The sequence below is a fragment of the Chitinophaga sp. S165 genome, assembly GCF_003182155.1.
GTDB lineage: Bacteria > Bacteroidota > Bacteroidia > Chitinophagales > Chitinophagaceae > Chitinophaga.
In genome coordinates this window covers 1,337,855-1,358,942 of record NZ_QGTG01000002.1, presented here as the reverse complement: position 1 = coordinate 1,358,942, position 21,088 = coordinate 1,337,855, and the positions used below count along the sequence as shown (strand labels likewise).

The following is a 21,088-nucleotide window of genomic DNA, read 5'->3' as shown; positions in this document are numbered from 1 at the left end:
TCCTGATCCTATTTCCTAATTTTACTGCATGTGGTTCCGAAAACGAAAATGGTGGTTAATCGCCATAGCGCTCCTTCTTATCCTTTACATCTTTTCCATTCCTTCCCGTCTTTTCACCACGCCTACCTCATTCGTGATAGAGGACAGTAACGGAGACCTTTTAAGCGCAACCATTGCCACCGACGGACAGTGGCGCTTTCCTGCCGATAAACAGGTGCCTGATAAATTTGCCGCGTGTATTGTTGCATACGAAGACAAACGTTTCTATCATCACTGGGGAGTAGATATTCTGGCTTTGAGCCGTGCTATCAAACAAAACATCAGCAGTAAAAAAGTAGTCAGCGGAGGCAGTACACTCACCATGCAGGTGATCAGGTTGTCACGCAACCAGCCCAGGACAATCCTTCAAAAGCTGATTGAAGCTGTAATGGCAACCCGGCTTGAGTTCTCTTATTCGAAGAAAAGTATCTTATCATTATACGCAGGTAACGCACCCTTCGGCGGCAACGTAGTCGGACTGGAAGCCGCTTCATGGCGATATTATGGACGTAGCGCCACACAGTTGTCGTGGGGAGAAACAGCGGCGCTGGCAGTATTGCCCAATAGCCCTGCACTCGTACATCCCGGACGTAACAGGCAGATACTCCTACGCAAAAGGAATCAGTTGCTGGACAGGTTACATCACAACAATACCATTGACAGCATTACCTGTCAGCTGGCTAAACTCGAGCCCTTACCCGATCAGCCGAAGGCATTGCCACAGGATGCACCACACTTGCTGGACAGGTTCAGAAAAGACTATCAGGCGCAAAAGGACGATAAAGCTGTAACACGTATCAAAACGACGCTGGAAGCCTCTCTGCAAAGAAATGTCAGCAATATCATAGAACGTTATCATAGTATCTACAAAGCAAACGGTATTAACAATGCCGCTGCTATTGTGCTGGATGTAGAAACAGGCAATACACTGGCTTATGTAGGCAATGTATATCACCCTGAAGATCCTGAAACGGAAAGCCATGTGGACATTATACAGGCGCCACGCAGCCCCGGCAGTACACTGAAACCATTCTTATATGCAGCTATGCTGAATGATGGAATGATACTACCGCATACGCTTGTAGCAGATGTTCCTACGCAAATAGCAGGTTACACCCCGCAGAACTTTGACCTGGGATATGATGGCGCAGTACCAGCCAGTAAAGCACTGGCGCGTTCGCTCAATATTCCTGCAGTCAGGATGTTACAACAATACCGGTATGAAAGGCTGCATGCATTACTGAAACAAATGGGCATGACCACGCTGAACAAACCAGCTGATCACTATGGTCTTTCGCTCATACTTGGAGGCGGTGAATCCACTTTGTGGGAGCTGTCAGGCATCTATGCCAGCATGGCCCGTACGCTGTTGCACATGGATCAATACAATGGTAAATATGATGCTGATGATATTCATCCGCCGAACTATATACAGGGAGCTAAACTGGTATCGAAACATTCGCCGGCAAACAATGGCATACTGGATGCAGGCGCTATCTGGTATACTTTTCAGGCGATGGAAGAAGTGATGCGTCCCGGAGAAGAATTGCTCTGGCAACAGTTCGCGTCATCGCAGCGTATTGCCTGGAAAACAGGCACCAGCTTCGGATTCAGGGATGGCTGGGCTATTGGTGTTACACCGCAATACGTAGTAGGCGTATGGGTGGGCAACGCAGATGGTGAAGGCAGACCCGGGCTCGTAGGTGTATCTACAGCTGCTCCTGTGCTTTTTGATGTATTCCGTTTGTTGCATACCGGCAGTTGGTTCAATACACCTTACAATAAATTGCGGAAGATAGAAGTGTGCCGGCAGAGTGGCTACAGGGCCAGTGATCTCTGTCCGGAGAAAGATTCCATAGCCGTGCCGGTCAACGGATTGCGTTCAGGTCTATGCCCTTATCATCAACTGGTACATCTTGATCATACGGGTAAGTGGCGTGTAACGGCCGACTGTGAGCCGCCATCTCAAATGCAACACCTGCCGTGGTTTGTATTGCCGCCAGCCATGGAATTCTATTATCGCACCAAACATAATTATCTGCCACTTCCGCCATACAAGCCGGAATGCCTGGCTACGCTCAATGCCGACAAGGCGCCTATGGAGCTTATCTACCCAAGAGCGAATGCACGTATTTATGTACCTATAGAAATAGATGGAACACCCGGAGAGGCTGTATTCACTGCAACTCACCGGAATACGGCCGAGAAGATCTTCTGGCACCTGGATAACAATTTTATTGGCACCACACAGGAGTTCCATCAGTTAGCACTGCATCCCGCTGCAGGTAAACATACCATCACACTGGTTGATGAGCAGGGAGCGCAGGTCCATGTATCGTTTGAGATATTAGAGAAGAAGGGAGAAGATCAGTAACCGTACTTCTCCTTCCATAAGCTGCGCAGATGTTTCCTCATTTCATCTTCGCGGGCATTCTTACCAGGGTCATAGAGCTTCATGCCTTTGATCTGTTCAGGCAGATATTCCTGTGGAGAGAAGCTGTTCTCATAATCATGGGAGTATTCATATCCCTTATGATATCCCATATCCTTCATCATCTTCGTAGGCGCATTACGTATATGCATAGGCACTGGCAGATCGCCTGTGTGTGACACGACAGACAATGCGTTATTGATAGCCATATATGCCGCATTACTCTTCGCGGAAGAGGCCAGGTAGGTGGTACATTGGGAAAGAATGATCCTTGCTTCCGGATAACCGATCATGGTGACCGCCTGAAAACAACTGGTAGCCAGCAACAATGCATTGGGATTGGCATTGCCGATATCTTCCGATGCAGAGATCAGCAGACGGCGGGCAATAAACTTCACATCCTCTCCACCTTCAATCATTCTCGCCAGATAATAAACAGCGGCATTAGGATCGCTCCCGCGGATAGATTTGATGAACGCCGAGATGATATCATAATGCTGTTCGCCCGTCTTATCATAGATGGCTACACGTTGCTGTGCAATGTCCATTACCTTCTGATCGGTGATCACAATAGGCGTTTCATTCTGCAGTGTGTTTACAACCAGTTCGAAGAGGTTAAGCAGCTTGCGTGCATCCCCACCCGAAATATTGAACAAGGCTGTAGTTTCCTTCAGATCGATCTGTTTACTGCCCAGCCATTCATCCTGTTCCATGGCCTGATGCAACAGTTGTAACAACTGAGGCTCACTAAGAGGTTTAAGTACATACACCTGACTACGGGATAACAAAGCCGAATTCACTTCAAAGGAAGGGTTTTCTGTTGTAGCGCCGATCAGTGTAATGATGCCTTTTTCTACGGCTCCCAGCAGGGCGTCCTGTTGTGATTTATTGAACCGGTGGATCTCATCAATGAATAATACGGCATACCCTTGTTTACGGGCTACCTCGATCACTTCACGTACCTCCTTCACTCCTGCCGAGATTGCGCTGAGCGTATAAAAAGGCACCTCTAATGTATGTGCAATAATGTTGGCAATGGTCGTCTTACCAACGCCCGGAGGGCCCCACAGGATCATTGAAGGGATCTTTCCCTGCTGAATGGCAGTGCGTAAAATGCTATCCTTGCCGGTCAGGTGTTCCTGTCCCACCAGCTCGTCCAATGTCTCCGGTCTGATTCGCTCTGCTAATGGTTCCATAGTATCGTATTAAATGTTTCGGATGCATATTATCAGGCATCCAGGTCAAGATCAATGTCAATATCTTTATCTTCCTCTCTCTTCTTCCATTGTTTCAGGAAAGACAGGGATAACAATGCGTTGGTAATAATAGCAGCTCCATACAGGAAAAGAAAGATCTGCATGCCGGTAATAACCTTATCCATTAAACCCTTCATACTATCCAGCTGCCTGATTTGCTCATCACTCATCTGAGCGCTCACTTCTTTCATATAGAGGTCTTTATACACAGAAATAGCCACAGCACCGATAATCAGAAAAGAGCCTATCAATATTGAATAACCGCCCATGATGCGGATACCGCCGGGTGTGTTTTCCTTCAGCGTAAAACCGGGTTCCTGTAAGCTTCTTTGCAGGTAGGCCGACAGTATAGAATGGATGAAAACTCCTCCAAACATAACGATGGAAACAAGCCCCTGGCCAAATGCCCCCATTAGCATTGACGTGAAATTCATCAACAGAAAGAAGCCGGTAATGAACAAAGTAGTGCCTGTCAGTCCTTTAAATAATTTAAATCTAAAACTCATGTATTCCGTTTTTACAGACTACAAACCTACTAAACAACCGGCAAACCACCCACTATAGTACCTGACCAGCTGCCGTCTATAAAAAAGCGATGCTTCCGCATGGGATGTTTTAGTTATATTGAGCTACTAAACCTGTTTACATATGAAGAGCACATACGCTTTACATCTACCACTGGTGGCAGCTGTATCCCTTATGGCTGCCTGTAACACCAACACCACAAAACAAACACAGGCAACAGCAGACACAACCAAAGTCCCCGCGTTCGAAGTAAGTTCAATTGATTCAAGCGCAAAGCCTTGCGATGATTTCGACCAGTTCGTGAATGGAGGCTGGAAGAAAAACAATCCTATCCCGTCTACCGAAAGCCGTTGGGGCGCTTTCAACGTACTTGATAAGGAGAACAAAGAAGTACGCCTGAAAGGCATCATTCTCGGCCTGGCAGAACAAAAAGACCTCAAGAAAGGTACCGAAGAACAACAGATCTCTGACTTCTACCGCTCTTTCCTCGATACCGCAGCTATTGAAAAGCTGGGTATTACTCCGTTGCAGCCTTACCTTGATAAGATCAATAGCATTCAGAGCCTGGCAGATTTTGCAAAAGTATCAGGCGAACTGGAAATGCTCGGTATTCCAGGCTTCATCAACTTTGGCGTCGACGCAGATGGCCGTAACAGTAAAATGAATGCGGTATACCAGGTACAGGACGGTTTAAGTCTTGGTGAGAAAAGTTATTACGAAAGGCCTGACGCCAGCACACAGGAAGTGCGCAATGAATTTGTCAGCCATATAGACAAACAATTCACACAGGCAGGTTTTAAAGATGCTACTCCCGGTAAGACCATCCTGGATTTCGAAACTAAAGTAGCCAAGCTTCAACTCTCCAATGTAGAATTGCGTGACCCTGTTGCTACTTACAATAAAGCACACTACAGCGAATTAAAGAAACTGGCTCCGGATTATGATTGGGACGCATTCACAAGCGTACAGGGTATCAAAACCGATACAATGATCCTCCAGAACAAGGCCTATATCACAAAGGTATCAGCCCTGTTAAAGAGTACTTCTCCGGAAACACTTAAAACCTGGCTGCGCTGGCAGACATTATCGCACTTCGCAGGCTTCCTGACCAAACCGATAGATGATGAGAACTTCCATTTCTTTGCCACTGTAATGCGCGGTACCAAGCAACAGCGCCCACGTATTGAACGTGCTATCCGTGCTACGGACGGTGTGATGGGAATGCCGCTGGGTAAAGTATTCGCTAAACAATACTTCCCTGAAAGCTCAAAACAGAAGGTATCTGAAATGATCGAGAACGTGCGTGCCGTATATGGTCAGCGTATCGACAGCCTTACATGGATGAGCGATGTAACCAAAAAGATGGCGCACAAGAAACTGGCGTCTTTCACATACAAGATCGGTTATCCTGATAAATGGAAAGATTATTCTACCATCGACATCAAACCAGGTACCCTTGTTGAGAACATCGTTTCTGCTGCTCACTACGGCCATAAAGAGGCGCTCGACAAGATCGGTAAACCGGTAGATAGAAGTGAATGGGGCATGACACCGCAAACAGTGAATGCCTACTACAATCCGTTGAACAACGAAGTGGTATTCCCTGCTGGTATCCTCCAGCCACCATTCTTCAACGCAGATGCTGATGACGCTATCAACTATGGCGGTATCATCGCTGTGATCGGTCACGAGTTCACCCATGGCTTCGACGATCAGGGCTCTCAGTATGATGCAGAAGGTAATCTGCAAAACTGGTGGACAGATGCTGACCGTAAGAACTTCATGGCACTGGCCAAACGTTATATCGATTATTTCAGCGGCATCGAGGTACAGAAAGGCTTCTTCATCAATGGTAACCTGACCATCGGTGAGAACATTGCTGACCTGGGTGGTCTTACCCTGGCTTACAGCGCATTGGAAAAATCACTGCAAGGCAAGCAAGAGCCGGCCCTGATAGACGGATTTAACTGGAAACAGCGTTTCTTCCTGGGATGGGCGCAGGTATGGCATGCTAATACTACAGAAGCTGCGCTGCGTAACCAGATCCAGACAGATCCACATTCTCCGGCAAGAGACCGTATTAACGGACCTCTGCCTCATCTGAAGAGTTTTGCTAATGCATGGGGTTGTGCTCCCGGCAGCAAAATGTCTTTGCCCGATGACAAACGTGTAGTGATCTGGTAAACCTTTTACTTAAAATAACAAAGGGGACTCGCGTAAAACCGGGCCCCCTTTATTATTTTAAGCAGCACCACGGCTCCTGGGGGAATTACCAAAAACCGGTCATCAATCTCCGGAATTTGTACAATACTTTCTATTCATTATGTATTAATTTCGTTGTATTATTCACCGGATTAAACCATTTACAATGACCGGCATTTTGAAACAGTATCGCACAGAGATCCGCAATATATTGATCATCATATTATTGGCGCTTGCCCTGCCATATTTACCCAAACTGGCTACATTCCTGTTAACCACTACCACAGGGTCTGTAATTACCCTGAGTATGGCGGGAGGCCTGGTACTGGCCTTTACATTGAAGATATACTTCCGCATATTAGTAATGCGTATTAATAAAGACAACGAGGCTATTGCCTGATTCCTTCTAACCGCAACCAATATGACGATGAAACATCTCCTGAATATTTCCTATACACTCTTGCTGGCAGCGTTAATGACTGCCTGTGGTAATTCCGGTACAAAGCCTGCGGGCGACAGTGACGCTGTCACTACCCAACCTGCGGAACAAGAACCAGCGAAAGATCCTGCTATTGCCGGCAAATTGCCAGATCCTGTATGTGGTATGCCTTATGATACTATGTATAAAGAGTGGAGCGTTTATCAGAATGATACCCTTCATTTCTGCTCTCCTACCTGCAAGCGTGTATTTGATAAGAACCCGGAGAAGTACGCAGGTAAACTGGGGTTATAATCGGCCACCCGCCCTTTTTTATCTCTTACCCAATGTAACTTAGTTCAGTTTTTTGCGTTCTAATTACAAACTCCTATGCATGAGATCACTATTAACCAGCTTGCTGCTACTCATGTTCATCTGCAGCTGCGAGAAAAATGATGTAGAGCCTACGCCAGCGGTAGATGTTACCGGCTCCTGGCAGTTGTCCCAGCAGTTATCACTGCCGGACACGGTGTGGCATGGCATCACTTCCGCAGATTCCGCGTATTACGTTTTCGGGGCCAATGGCCAGTTCGTTTTTGATGCCAAGAGCTACCATCTCACAGGTACTTACAAAGTCATAGCTTCCGGCGATAAGGTAAAACTTATCGTTACGGGAAAGGATTCCACATCCCAGTATCTCCAGGTAGAAAAATTGAACGATTCCAGTATCCGGATAGACGACTGGTTAATCGGTGTCAATAAAGAGCAGATCAGCCGCAAATTCATCCTCATCAACAAATAAGTTATTCATAAGCATACGACATAAAAAAAGTCCCGGGATAATTCCCGGGACCGTCGATTAAAACAGCTTATGAAAATCTACGCTTACGTTCAAATTATATTATAAAGTTACCCGCCCGGTGTTACTTCAGTGTTACGGGTACATTATCACCGTATTAACAATTAGAGGATTGTCAACTTGAATCGGGAGTGAAGTATCTCTGAAACCGTTTTCCCCTGGTTTAAAACTCACCCATAATGATCGTTTATAACGTAGATCATTTTTGTTATCAAGTCCTTATAAAATAGCATTTTTATATTCTCATTGTAAAGCCTTTATCATAGCGGTTTATATGAGATGTCCTATATATGGGTTATATATGGGAAGACTATGGTTTATTTATGAGTTATAGTAAAGAACTGGCAGGGGATCAGGTATTCTTATCTCCAGACCATAAGAGGCCCCATCCGTAACCAATAAAAAAGCCCCCTGGAATGAACCAGAGGGCTTTCACCTATATTGTTAAATCGGTTATTAGAAGCTATATCTCAAGCCCAACTGCATCTGGTGTCTGCTGCCAAAGAAATCTCTGGAGTAAGGAGTACCAGGGTTAGACCAGGTATATGTCGGATAAGCAGTTGGAGAACCTGCGGTTCCTGCTTTCAGACCTACGCTGGCAGTAGAGTTGAATGTGTTTGGAGAGAAGTACTGAATACCCCAATCCTTGTTCAACAAATTGGTCAGGTTGATGATATCGTAAGTCAGGGTCAGGGTATGAATGCTCTTACCTGCCCTAAAGTTGAAGTCCTGAGTGAAACGGAAGTCAGCCTGTGTATTCCATGGAGTACGGCCGCCATTACGTTCTGTGAACTGTCCTTTACGGCTGCTCAGATATTTGTCGCCTTCTACGTAAGAGAAGAATGCGTCTGCCATTGCCTGATTTTCAGCAGTGAAGAACTGACGCGCTTCAGCCTGATCTTTCGGAATATATACTAAGCTAACCTGTTGTGGTGTACCCTGAATGGTAGCATTCACGAAACCATAAGAGAACGGTAAACCAGACGATGTATTGAAGAAGAGCGAGAAGTTAGAGATCAGACGTCCTTTGTGTCCCCAATCCAGCTTATAGTTAGCGGTAGTCACGATACGGTGACGGATGTCGAAGTTAGAATAAGCCAGCTGCGGATCGTTAGGATTGAGCGCCTGGTTCAGCTGCCAGTTAGACTCCATAGAGTTACGGATACCATTGGTAATGTCTTTAGACTGACCATATGTATACGCTGCACTGAAGTTCAGACCGAAATCAAATGCCTTGCTCAACTGACCTGTTACTGCATAACGGTAACCTTTATGCGTGTTGGACAGCAGGTAAGCATTGGTGAACTTAGAGTTGATCTTGGTACCGCTATAGATAGGCTGTTCTTTCTTTGTATCGTAGATGTTGTAAGTAGGATTATCCACCAGGTTGATCTGCTGGAATTTCAGATCGTAGATAGTCTTGGTATAGATACCTTCCACTGTGAACCTCCACCTGTTATTTGTAGAGTAATCCAGCGCCAGGCTGCTTCTCCACATCTGCGGCATTTTGAAATCGTTGTCGATCAGGTCAACCTGTGTAGCACCGGTTTTATCATGCACATCAACACCCTGTCCGGCTACAAATTGAGCTGCTCCCTGGTCGGATACCGCGATAGGATTAGTTCCGGGAGCTGGTTTTGTACCTGCAGGGAAACGTTTGTCATAAGCGCCATAGCTTGCACCGTTGTTATAATAAGCATAACCTAACCATGCGAACGGAATACGGCCGGTGAACAGACCAGTTCCTCCACGCAACACCAGGCTCTGATCGCCTTTGATGTCGTAGTTAAAGCCCAGACGTGGGGAGATCTGGATGTTGTTCAGATATTTATTGTTGATATCTTTTGGCAGTGTATAACTATAAGTGGTACCGAAGTTAGGATCTACCGGAGCACCTGTGGTCTTGTCGCTCAACTCCGTTTTGTTTGGCAGGCTGGTATAATCAAAACGGATACCAGGAGTTAATTTGAAACGGTCAGTCAGCTGGATCTCATCCTGTGCATACAGGCTATACATACCGATCTTAAATTCAGCAGGAGGATTCGCCATGATATAATCACGGGAATTGTTAGTGTAGTTGAAGTTAGCACGTACACGGCTAGGTGCATCGGCCAGGAAGTCGGCAATGCTTGCATAGTCTACACGGCCATTCCATGAATTCACGAAACCATACGTGATGTTGTACAACTCGTTGTGCGTACCGATAGTGATGTTATGCTTGCCTTTGAAGATGTTCACGTTATCGGTGAATTCAAAGGTCTTCTGTTTCATATCAAAGATAGAAGCTTCACGGTCTGTACCCAGGAAGATGGTACCACCTCTTGACTGGATCTGGATCTGAGCCAGGGAAGGATCTGAAGTTGGTTCACGATAGTCGTGAATGTTGGAATAACCGATGATCAAACTGTTGGAAACAGTATTATTGAAACGGCTTTTCAGTTCCGCAACAGTAGAAGACTGATTGTTGATCTGTTTGAAGTCGATACCACCGAAACGGAAGTTCTGCTGGTCACGCTCCAGGTTTGTTGCTTCTGAAGTGATCGTATTGTTACGTACAGATAACTGATGTTTATCGTTGATGTTCCAATCCACGCGGTTGAAGAACTTGTTAGACTTAGAATAGATAGAAGTATTATCGTAAGTTCCCGGATCGTATTTACCGGATTTGGTCACATCCAGGTCCAGCATATGCTGACGGATCTGTTCAGCTTCATCTCTGGTGATCAGCGGCATATCTGCAGAACCTGCACCCAGGATAACCGGGTCACGGCGACGTGCTATTTCTTCGTTAGTAAAGAAGAACAATTTATCCTTGATGATAGGGAAGCCTAATCTTATACCAGTCTGGTAATCGTGGAAATCGGAAGGCAGTTTGGAACCGTCGCCGGCATTGTTCTTACCGATCAGGCTTGCATTACGGCCAAAACCGTATACGGAGCCATGGAACTCGTTAGTACCGCTACGGGTTACCGCATTGATACTACCACCCAGGAAGTTACCGATCTTCACATCATAAGGAGCCAGGTATACCTGGATGTCCTGGATCGCGTCCAATGATACCGGGTTAGAGCGGGTGCTGCTACCAGGCTGGCCTGAACTGTTGCTTTGTCCGCCGAGAGAAGGGCTGAAGCCGATCGCATCGTTGTTGATAGCACCATCCAGTGTTACGTTATTATAACGGTAGTTTGTACCCAGGAAAGAGTTGTTGTTACTCTGCGGAGTAGCACGGGTAAAATCCTGGAAGCTACGGTTAATGGAAGGAAGGGTCTTAAGCTGGTTCTGACCTATTTTGAAGCCACCAGGTTTGCCGGTAGCATTACCTTTCACCACCACTTCACTGAGGGCGGTAGAGGCGTCTGCCAGCTGGAAGTTGAAAGTGCTGCTCCCCAGGGACAGGTTGACATCAGGCCTTTCTTCTTTTTTATAACCAATGAAGGAAACTGTAATCACATAAGGGCCACCTGGATTTACGTTGTTGATCAGGTAACGGCCATCCGCGTTTGTTTGTGCACCGTAACGCGTACCGGTTGATGTATTCACGGCCAGTACTGTTACACCTGGCAACGCCTCACCTTTACTGCTGACTACCTTCCCGGAGATCTGGGAAGTAGTGATCTGCGCTCTTAAGCCGGTTACAGACAGTACAAGGATACCTACTAATAACAATAATGAATAGAATTGCTTATTCACGTCTTTTCAATTTTGACGCAAACGTATCTCTGCTACATTACGTCTGTGTTAACACAATATTAAATTAATGTTAACACAGGGACGCACGTATCGTATTCAATGACTTATGAATTAAGCCATTGAGCTATGTGAGCAATTTTTCTGTTGGGCTTGTCTATTTTCTTCTCATTCCCAGGCATAGATACAGGAGAGCATGAGAGAAAAGTAGTACTCAATTATTCATACAAGCTTATCAGGATGCAGCTACAAATAAGGTTTTAGTTATAGGTTGACTGCATTGTTCCAAAAATAAATAGCGTGTGTTAAGAGAGTGTTACCCTAATATTAACTTTAGCAATTAAGTATGTTAAGTTTTTCTCAATATAACCTTGAACATCTGCGGAGCGTTTAACATATGAAGTTCGGGGTATATGAAATCTGTTCTTAAAGCTTTCAGGTAAGCCCCTCATCTTTTTTACCTGGCTTTGCTGTTTTGATGATCTGCCCTGTGCTCAGTGACAGGGCAGTTTCGTGTTTGGGTTCTGCTATTACAAAGAGGCTATTGATCCTGTTAACAGCGTCCAGTCTGGAAAGCTTATTCGTGATAAACATTTCATATTCTTCCAGATCGGCCACCAGTACTTTCAGCAGATAATCATAAGGCCCGTTGATCTTATAACATTCCATTACTTCAGGGAAAGCATTCACCTTTGCTTCAAAAAGCAGAAAGATATCATGGCCGTGTTCCTTCAGTGTAATATTGGCGAAGGCGGTTACATGTTTGCCCATCCGCTTCCTGTCCAGGATAGCTACATATCCCTTTATATATCCTTCGCACTCGAGGCGCTTTATTCTTTCGAAAATGGAGGTCACTGATTTTCCCAGTCTGGCCGCTATTTCTTTATTGGTGAGACGTGCGTCTTCCTGTAACAGGTCCAGTATGTGCAGGTCGGTTTCGTCTAACGTGAAATGCATTGGGGAATATTTTACTAAAATTACGTAGAATAAAGCTACTCCTTTAGAAAAAAAATCGTGATTTACAGGCTTTTATAGTTTTGTTTTCGCCTTTAGCCACCGACTGTATTTCTATATACAATAATCATGACCTTTACCCTGACGCGCCAACTATCATACACCAAAATTCATCTCATTAATGGAAACAAGAATTGTAATTCCTCTTCAGGCATTAGGCCTGGAGGATATCCCTATCGTTGGCGGGAAGTGTGCCTCGCTGGGAGAAATGATCGCCAACCTTTCCAAAGCAGGTATTAATATTCCCTCCGGTTTTGCAATTACTACAACTGCGTATTATCAGTTCTTACGTCAGAGCGGCCTGGAAGATTACATCCGTGAACAGATCGAAGGAATCGATTTCAATTCACTTGTCACATTACGCCGTGCGGGCCAGCGCATCAGGCAGGCCATCAGCAATACAAAGTTCCCGCATGAGCTGAGTGCAAAGATCATCAGCGCCTACATGGACCTGTCAAGAGAGTACGGTCAGGATATCACTGACGTGGCCGTGCGATCTTCTGCTACTGCCGAAGACTTACCAGATGCTTCATTTGCCGGTCAGCAGGAAACATATCTCAATGTAAGAGGGCCAGCCGCTCTTATAGACGCTGTGCGTAACTGTTTCGCATCCCTTTTTACAGACAGGGCTATCAGTTATCGGGAAAACTTCGGTTATGATCATTTCACTATCGGATTATCTGTTTGTGTACAGAAGATGGTACGATCTGATCTCGGCGCTGCAGGGGTAGCCTTTTCGCTTGATACAGAATCAGGTTTTAAAGATGTAGTGGTGATCAATGGCGCCTTCGGTCTGGGAGAAATGGTGGTGCAGGGAGCTGTTTCACCGGATGAATTCATCATATTCAAACCTGCGCTTGACGGCAAGCATGCGCCGATCATTGAAAAGCGTATAGGCCTTAAAGATAAGATGATGATCTATGGGGAAAGCAATGATCAGCGTACTAAAGTAATACCTGTTGAAAGAGGCAACCAGCAGCGGTTCTGCCTGAAAGATGGACAGATCCTTCAACTGGCTGAATGGGTATGCAGGATAGAAGATTACTATTCACAGTTAAAAAATAAATGGTGTCCGATGGATATTGAGTGGGCGCTTGACGGGCTCAGTAATGAACTGTTCATTGTACAGGCCCGTCCTGAAACTATCCATTCCCGGAAAGAGCATCATACTATCACTTCATATGCGATAGAAAGTACCGGCAATCCACTGCTGAAAGGAATTGCAGTGGGAGACAAGATCGCTTCGGGCAAAGTGAACATATTATTCTCGCTCGATAAACGCGTTACAGAAGGAACAGAGTTCAAAGCCGGCGATGTACTGGTAACTGATATGACAGATCCCGATTGGGAACCGATCATGAAAATGGCGGCAGCCATTGTTACCAATAAAGGCGGCAGGACCTGTCACGCAGCCATTGTAGCCAGAGAAATGGGGATTCCCGCCATCGTTGGTTGTGGCAATGCGACTGAACTCTTATCCACCGGACAGGATATCACAGTCAGTTGTGCTGAAGGTGACGAAGGCATTATCTATGAAGGATTAATCCCTTTTAAAGAAACCTCACTCGACCTGCGGGAACTACCGGAAATTAAAACTGCACTGATGCTCAACGTGGCATCCCCTGCTATGGCCTTCCAGTTTTCCCACCTGCCTAACAAAGGTGTTGGATTGGCCAGGGAAGAATTCATCATCAATAACTATATAAAGGTACATCCGCTTGCATTGTTGCATCACCGCTCATTGAACGATGCAGCGTTGACAGCCGATATCATGCAGCTGATAAGAGGATATGACGATGAAGAAGCTTACTTCGTACAAAAGCTCGCTTATGGTATTGCAAAGATCGCAGCAGCTTTTCATCCGGGTAAGGTCATAGTACGGTTCTCCGATTTTAAAAGCAATGAATACTATAATCTCTTAGGCGGAAAGTATTTCGAGCCTGATGAAGAGAACCCGATGATCGGCTGGCGCGGCGCATCACGCTACTACTCCGAGAAATACAAGGCAGCCTTTGCACTTGAATGCAAGGCCATCAAAAAAGTACGTGAAGAGATGGGTCTGAAGAATGTAGTAGTGATGATCCCTTTCTGCAGAACTGTTGATGAACTGCTGCTGGTACTGGATACAATGAAACAGTACGGCATAGAGAGGGGGAAAAATGGGCTGGAAGTATATCTCATGGCAGAAATACCGTCTAACATCATGATGGCGGAAGAATTTGCCGCACACATAGATGGGTTCTCCATCGGCTCTAATGACCTCACGCAACTGACACTGGGGCTGGACCGTGATTCTTCGCTGATCGCAGGGTTGTACAATGAACGCAATCCGGCTGTATTAAGAATGATCAGTATGTTGATCACAGCAGCAAAAAAACAACATGTCAAAGTGGGTATCTGTGGTCAGGGGCCATCTGATTTCCCCGACTTCACGAAGTTCCTGGTAGAACAGGGCATCGACAGTATATCAGTTACGCCTGATGCGCTGACCAAAACAGTGAAAGCCATTCATGAAGCCGAAGAGATAAAAGAAAAAGAGCAGATCCCTTACATATAGTCTATAAATAGCAGAACAGCGGGCCCCACGATTGGCGTCCGCTGTTACTGCGCTATTGACAAAAGAGATTCATATAACTAAAAGAGGCTGTTCAATTGAACAGCCTCTTTCTTTAAACAGTTATTTATGGCAAGATATTAGTATTTAGTGCTTTCAGCTTCGTAGTTAGTCCAACCAGATGTCCAGTCAGTAGTTGCATCAAATGCACCACGATAAGCAACATTAGCGAAACCAAGACCTTCTGGAATTACAGCACCGGCAACTGCAGGTGAAGTAGCTTTCAGCAGGAAGCTAGGAGTACCTTTAGAAGCACCGATAGCTGAAGAATATACATAAGGATTGTTCAGCTGAACATCTTCCGCTTTAACAATAACCTGAGTTTCGGTAGCATTCCACCATGCAGTCCAGGCAGCATTGTCAACACCGCTCCACTCGCTCTTGCTAACGGTAACAGCACCAGCGATAATGTTGTTCTTAAATTTCAGGTTACCTTCAGAAGCATTCTGAGATGTTTTATGACCAGCAACTTTAGTATCGTCGATATATACACCGATAGGGAAACCGATGATGATAGAGTTGATCAGGCTCATTGAAGAGTTACGACGGATCTGAGCACCATGTTGGAAGTTAGCATTGATACCAGAAGCAGAATTACCAGCGATGATAGGTCCAACAATTGTCATGTTAGAGAAGATCGCTTTGGTCTGAGGAGTGAGCTCAGAACCGTTTGCATCGTTATCTGATTCGAAACCGTTAGAACCTGATACGTCAGCAATAGCTTTATAACGCTGAGCTACACCGAACTGAATTTTACCGGAGAAACCGTTATCAGTATCGAAGTCATCATCCCAGGTATAAGTAGCAACCAGGTGATCGCAATTTACAGAACCACCGAACCACTCGTAAGCATCATCTCCGGAGCGGTAAACCTGGATATAGCTGATCTTTGTACCATTACCAACACCGCCCATAGTTAAGCCGTTGATCTCGTTGTCAGGAGAGTAGTAGATACCACCAAATTCGATACGTACATATTTCATTACGCCGGAGTTGTCTGTATCATCATTACCACCGTACCAGATATAATCTTTTTCATTACCACCAGCAGGAACTACCAGACCACCTTCAATCTTAGCTTCGCCTCCGGCTGGATTTACTTTTGCTTTACCCAGCAGGATAACGCCACCCCAGTCACCTTGTGCACGTGCACCAGCTGGCTGAGCAGAAGTGAAGATGATTGGCTTTGCAGCAGTACCTTCAGCGTTGATCTTAGCACCGCGTGTGATAACCAATGTACCCTTGGTTGCTTTATCACCCATGATCACAGTACCTGGCTCGATAGTCAGTGTAGCACCGCTTTTAACGTACACGAAACCATCCAGTAAATATTTTTTGCTTGCAGACAGTGTCTGGCTAGTAGTGATGTCCCCTTTTAATCTTACAACAGAGCTGTCTACGTTAGTTGGAGGAGGTGTTGGAGCATCATCGTCGCTACAGGAAGAAAATGCGCCTACAGATAACGCAGCGATTAATAACAAAAAGTACCTTTTCATGAGATGTTTCAATTGTTTAGAGTTCAAAATTAAATTAGTACTATGATGAGTATGTTATGAGTGTGTTACTATTATATTAACAGTTTCTCTTATTTAGAAAGATGAAAACTATAGGTCAATGAGAACGTTGTACCCGGACGGTATTGCTGCAATAGATAGTCTTCGCCTGAACTGATGCTACCTCTTTTGTATACAGGATTATCGAACTTGTTGTTACCATTCTGATCGTAGTAGAACCTGTATTTAGCATTCAGCAGATCTTTAATATTCAGACGGAAGCTACTACGTTTGCTGATGTTCATATTAGCCTGGAAATCCAGCAGGTTGCGCGGACTTTCATAGATGTTACCCAGTTTACCGGAACCATCTGCTCCACCACCTTCACCTACCAGGTATAGGCGTTGTCCGATCCTGTTGTAAAGCAGGTTGAAGCTTACTTTGTCACCAGGTAATGCATAAGAAAGACTTGTATTGATCACATAGTTTGACTGACCTGATAATGGTCTGTCCTTTGCATTCACTATTGTATTATCATCTACTACTGATTTGATATAAGCCAGGTTTGCATAGAAAGTGGTATTGTTCAGGAAACTATTTTCAGCGAGGAAACCAAGTTTTTTACGCAGCTCGACTTCAGCACCAATGTTATAAGCGCTATTGTAGTTAACCGGTGTTACATCATACTGGCTCAAACCAGAGGAAGTAACCTTGCTTTCGATCGGATTCTTGAAATGTTTATAGAATACAGAACCGGAAAATATTTCACCTGCATTAGGGAACAGCTCATAACGAATATCCGCGTTATCTATCTGGCTACGTACCAGGTTGGCGTTACCATTAATGAGAGAAGACATTTCATAGTCATAGTATGACAACGGCGCCAGTTCGCGCAGCTCTGGCCTTGCTATTGTTCTGTAATAAGACGCACGCAGGTTTGAACTTTTGTTTAAAGAATACGTCAGATTTGCAGAAGGCAGTACATCCAGCCAATCCTTATCAACTTTAATGGTAGGACCAACAATCGGAGAATTCAGCTTCAATCCAAAGGATTCTACCCTAATACCCCATACCAGGCGGAATTTATCAGACAGTCTGTTGTCCAGCTGCAGATAACCTGCCCCCGTGTTGGTAGTTGCTCTGTATTCATCAACAGTAGAAGTGATATCATCCAGTGTATAGAAACCATTTTCAATAACATCGTTCGCATACAGGGTAGTAATGGGACGTTGAGAAACTGCTTCACTACCATCTTTCAGAGCGTCGAGTTTCAGACCAATATAACGTGCATGGAAGTCTCTGCTACGTCGTTGAAAAAGGCCACCTATTTTGAAGCTGCTCTTGTTGTTTAAGAAGCGGAAAGGATGTGAATAGTTAGCGCTGGCTATGTAGATATTTTCATCCAGATCGGAGAACAGACGGTTATTCGCCTTACCAACTGTACCTATATCGGCGGTCAATACTGCAGTTTCATCGCCTAAGTTTTTACCATAGGAAACTTTACGCTGGTCAGGCTGATTATTGGTTACTTTATTGAAGGAAAGCAACCAGTTAATTTTGCTCTGCCCTTTACCTACCTGATGTTCGCCTTCCACAGCCGTCTTGAACAGCGACTTCTGTATCAGGTCATAGGCGTAATAATTGATGTATTTATTACTACCAAGATTATCTCCTTCACGGAACAGGAAGTTATCATCAAAGATCCTGTTGTACAGGTTTTTCCAAACGATCTTGCTCTTGCCTGCGGAATATCCGAAGTTCAGTACACCACCCAGGTTGGTTGAATATTTGTATGCGTTATCTTTATAATCAAAGTTATCGTAGCGGCGAACAACATCACGAAGTACTGACTCAGTATGAGAATAAGTTATCGCAGCGATCATACCAACACTGGCGTCTTTTTTTGTGCTCCAGTGATTCCCCAGGGTAGCTTGTAGATTAATACCGGGCAATCCTTTTTTATCTTTGATGCTGTAATCATTATTTAATGATTTCATCGCATTACGCTGCTCTGTTACCGTCAGCTGATTATTTGCAATCGCGCTGGTAGCAGGAAAAGATGTAGGTAACTGGCGGCCACCGTCAAAACCCAGGAAGTCAGTGCTGCTCTTATAACCGCTCTTAAATGATTTAAAAGTAGAAGCCGTGTTATAACTAGAACCCACAGCTATATCAAAGAAGTGCTGATCAGGAATTTCTTTGGTTTGTACATTGATCACCCCACCTGCAAAATCGCCCGGCAGATCAGGTGTGGCAGACTTTGTAATGATAATATTATCGATCATGTTAGCAGGGATAATATCAAAAGAGAATGCCTTACGGTTTGGCTCAGTACTTGGCAGTACGCCATTATCTACCAGGGCAGTGTTATAACGATCGCTCAGACCACGTACGATAACAAATTTATTATCCTGTATAGTAGTACCGCTAACGCGTTTTAATACTTCACCAGTGCTGCGGTCAGGAGATTTTTTTATCACATCTGCAGAGATACCGTCAGATACAGCCACATTATTCTTCTGTGCAGTATACAAAGCATTGATCGTTTCCTGTTTGAAAGAACCCCTGATCACTACTTCCTGCAGTTCTTTCGATTTAGGTTCATCCATGATCACAGGTAACTGTGTAGGCGCACCTTGTTTTACCACAACCTCGCTTACAGCTTTGGTTTGGTAACCCATGTATTTAAACTCCAGCGTGTAAGTACCTGGAGCAAGGTTCAGTGTATAACGACCTTCAACGTCAGTAACTGCACCTGTAGATGTACCCTGTACAATAACGGTAACGCCTATTAGCGCTTCTCCGCTTTTCTGGTCGGTTACTTTACCTGTTACTTTCCCATTATCTACAGCAAAGGCGGAAAGGAAGGAACTCAAAAGAAGGCAAACACATAACAGTGCAGACACGAAAGAATGTTTCACGATATAGCTGATTCAGTGACTTGATTGAATTACAGCCGCAAAACTATCGTGGGTGTGTTACCGCAGTGTTACAGGAAGGTTACCAGAATGTTAATTGTTAAGGAATGATTAAAAAATAGTTAACACGTTCAGGATAGTTAGGTTTCACAGGATATTAATAATAAATAATTTAGGGGCGGTAATGCTAAATATCCGTATCAGCAGGCAATCTGCTGCGGTCCCTGACGGTTATTATTCAACAACCTTTCAAGTGTGATATCCAGCTGCGCGTTATATTCATTATTATGCTTCATGCCATCTGATAAAGAAGCGATTAATTGAAACAGGTGCATGCTTTTGTTTGTAAACGGCTTATGGTCCTTGTTACAAAGCTCCAGTGTAAAATTGAATTTATCTTCCAGTTCTTCTTCAAACTCGCGAAGGCTTAAAGTTTCATCTATGGGAAATTCAATCAGCATTTCTTCGGGAAAACCAGCTTCACCTAACGTATCAAATGCGTTAGCAGGTGAATTACGCATGTAAACTGCAATATTGCAGGAGAGTAGTCGCTGAAACTGCATTTGTAACAGGGAGACCGTCATCAGAGGATGTAACTTCAATACTTTCATCTTACTATTTATGTTAGCATTACCAGTCGGATCACTGGATATAATATCACAATATTAATAGCTCTGTATTAAGTGAATATTAAGCAGTTGTTATTATATCATAAATAATTGTTAAATAACAACGGTTTATATATGAGCTATTGTTGCGGGAAGCTGATCACCTTGGAAATATCTCCCCAGGGCATAATTGATCCTTCTTCTTCCTCCTCCGGTAATACAACACGTGTTTTGGATACGGGGTATTGGTAGAGCGACCATTGACCATTGGTGTACTCCAGTGAGGTCAGGCTTTCGACCCAGTCTCCGGAATTAAGGTAGGTAACGGATTTACCATCATGTACTATTTCTTTTATGATGGGCTGATGGATGTGTCCACAGCATACCACATCAAATTCTTTATCGATCGCTATTTCTGCAACCACCTGTTCGAAATCGGAGATAAACTTTACGGCTTGTTTCACGCCATTTTTCACTTTTTTGGAAAAGCTCATCTTTTCTTTTCCCATGCGCTCTAAAACATTATTTACCAATCTATTAATAATAATTAACAGATCATATCCTTTCCCTCCCAGTTTTGCCAGCCATTTGGAGTTCTTCATTGTCACATCGTATACGTCTCCATGGAAGAACCAGTGTCTTTTGCCATCTACCTCAAGGATCAGCTTATTATCGATGACCAGGTTACCTAGTCCGAAACCGGCAAATTTTCGCAGGGCTTCGTCATGGTTACCTGTCAGATAATATACTTCCGTGCCCTTTCCGGTCATTTTCAGTATCCTGCGGATCACTTTGGTATGTGCTTTCGGGAAATAACGCTTGCTGAACTGCCAGATATCGATGATATCCCCATTCAAAACCAATATTTTAGGATCGATACTATCCAGGTACTGGACCAGTTCTTTGGCGTGACAACCGTAAATTCCGAGATGTACATCAGAGATCACAACAATATCGAGAGAGCGTTTTTCAGACATTTTAATGAGGATTGAACCGAAAAAACCGGGCAGTTGTTAGGTTTGGT

At 44.6% G+C, this 21,088-nt stretch carries 14 protein-coding genes; 6 read left to right on the top strand and 8 right to left on the bottom strand.

What is annotated here, in order from left to right:
* The first annotated feature begins 28 nt into the window (after positions 1 to 28).
* On the top strand, positions 29 to 2,413 hold the full coding sequence (gene pbpC, locus C7475_RS13810) for a penicillin-binding protein 1C (protein ID WP_110053916.1): 2,385 nt from the start codon (positions 29 to 31) through the stop codon (positions 2,411 to 2,413).
* Here the strand turns inward: pbpC and C7475_RS13805 are convergent.
* Positions 2,407 to 3,666 (bottom strand): replication-associated recombination protein A, encoded by a 1,260-nt coding sequence (locus tag C7475_RS13805; RefSeq protein ID WP_110053915.1) that lies wholly within the window; start codon positions 3,664 to 3,666, stop codon positions 2,407 to 2,409. The genes pbpC and C7475_RS13805 overlap by 7 nt on opposite strands.
* Positions 3,667 to 3,698: 32 nt before the next feature.
* Positions 3,699 to 4,232, bottom strand: a complete 534-nt coding sequence (locus C7475_RS13800; protein WP_110053914.1) for a hypothetical protein — start codon at positions 4,230 to 4,232, stop codon at positions 3,699 to 3,701.
* Positions 4,233 to 4,374: 142 nt separating this feature from the next.
* On the opposite strand from C7475_RS13800, the gene C7475_RS13795 reads away from it, so the two are divergent.
* From C7475_RS13795 to C7475_RS13780, 4 genes are all read left to right on the top strand, one after another.
* The gene (locus C7475_RS13795; protein ID WP_110053913.1) at positions 4,375 to 6,435 is read left to right on the top strand and encodes a M13 family metallopeptidase; all 2,061 of its coding nucleotides are present in this window, start codon (positions 4,375 to 4,377) and stop codon (positions 6,433 to 6,435) included.
* A gap of 184 nt (positions 6,436 to 6,619) precedes the next feature.
* Entirely contained in the window at positions 6,620 to 6,853 is a 234-nt protein-coding gene (locus C7475_RS13790; RefSeq protein ID WP_110053912.1) for a hypothetical protein, read from the top strand.
* A 21-nt stretch (positions 6,854 to 6,874) separates the two neighbouring features.
* The gene (locus tag C7475_RS13785; protein ID WP_199236221.1) at positions 6,875 to 7,186 is read left to right on the top strand and encodes a YHS domain-containing protein; all 312 of its coding nucleotides are present in this window, start codon (positions 6,875 to 6,877) and stop codon (positions 7,184 to 7,186) included.
* Between the two features lie 79 nt (positions 7,187 to 7,265).
* Positions 7,266 to 7,673, top strand: a complete 408-nt coding sequence (locus tag C7475_RS13780; RefSeq protein ID WP_146217543.1) for a hypothetical protein — start codon at positions 7,266 to 7,268, stop codon at positions 7,671 to 7,673.
* A 513-nt stretch (positions 7,674 to 8,186) separates the two neighbouring features.
* Here C7475_RS13780 and C7475_RS13775 read toward each other — a convergent pair.
* Together C7475_RS13775 and C7475_RS13770 are read right to left on the bottom strand one after the other, a co-directional pair.
* A complete protein-coding gene (locus C7475_RS13775) occupies positions 8,187 to 11,420 on the bottom strand; it encodes a carboxypeptidase regulatory-like domain-containing protein (protein ID WP_110053910.1) in 3,234 nt (1,077 codons plus the stop codon).
* Positions 11,421 to 11,852: 432 nt separating this feature from the next.
* Positions 11,853 to 12,374, bottom strand: coding sequence for an Lrp/AsnC family transcriptional regulator (locus C7475_RS13770; protein ID WP_110053909.1), 522 nt, complete (start codon positions 12,372 to 12,374; stop codon positions 11,853 to 11,855).
* Positions 12,375 to 12,552: 178 nt separating this feature from the next.
* Between C7475_RS13770 and ppsA the strand changes: the two genes are divergently transcribed.
* A complete protein-coding gene (gene ppsA, locus C7475_RS13765; protein ID WP_110053908.1) occupies positions 12,553 to 14,988 on the top strand; it encodes a phosphoenolpyruvate synthase in 2,436 nt (811 codons plus the stop codon).
* 137 nt (positions 14,989 to 15,125) lie between these two features.
* Here the strand turns inward: ppsA and C7475_RS13760 are convergent, their stop codons facing one another.
* The 4 genes from C7475_RS13760 to C7475_RS13745 all read right to left on the bottom strand — a co-directional run bounded on the left by C7475_RS13760 (position 15,126) and on the right by C7475_RS13745 (position 21,041).
* Positions 15,126 to 16,541, bottom strand: coding sequence for a hypothetical protein (locus C7475_RS13760; protein ID WP_110053907.1), 1,416 nt, complete (start codon positions 16,539 to 16,541; stop codon positions 15,126 to 15,128).
* Between the two features lie 89 nt (positions 16,542 to 16,630).
* Positions 16,631 to 19,459: a TonB-dependent receptor gene (locus C7475_RS13755; protein ID WP_110053906.1), complete on the bottom strand. Its 2,829-nt coding sequence runs from the start codon at positions 19,457 to 19,459 to the stop codon at positions 16,631 to 16,633.
* A 197-nt stretch (positions 19,460 to 19,656) separates the two neighbouring features.
* Positions 19,657 to 20,067: a hypothetical protein gene (locus tag C7475_RS13750; protein WP_146217542.1), complete on the bottom strand. Its 411-nt coding sequence runs from the start codon at positions 20,065 to 20,067 to the stop codon at positions 19,657 to 19,659.
* Between the two features lie 137 nt (positions 20,068 to 20,204).
* A complete protein-coding gene (locus tag C7475_RS13745; RefSeq protein ID WP_110053904.1) occupies positions 20,205 to 21,041 on the bottom strand; it encodes a UDP-2,3-diacylglucosamine diphosphatase in 837 nt (278 codons plus the stop codon).
* Positions 21,042 to 21,088: the final 47 nt, after the last annotated feature.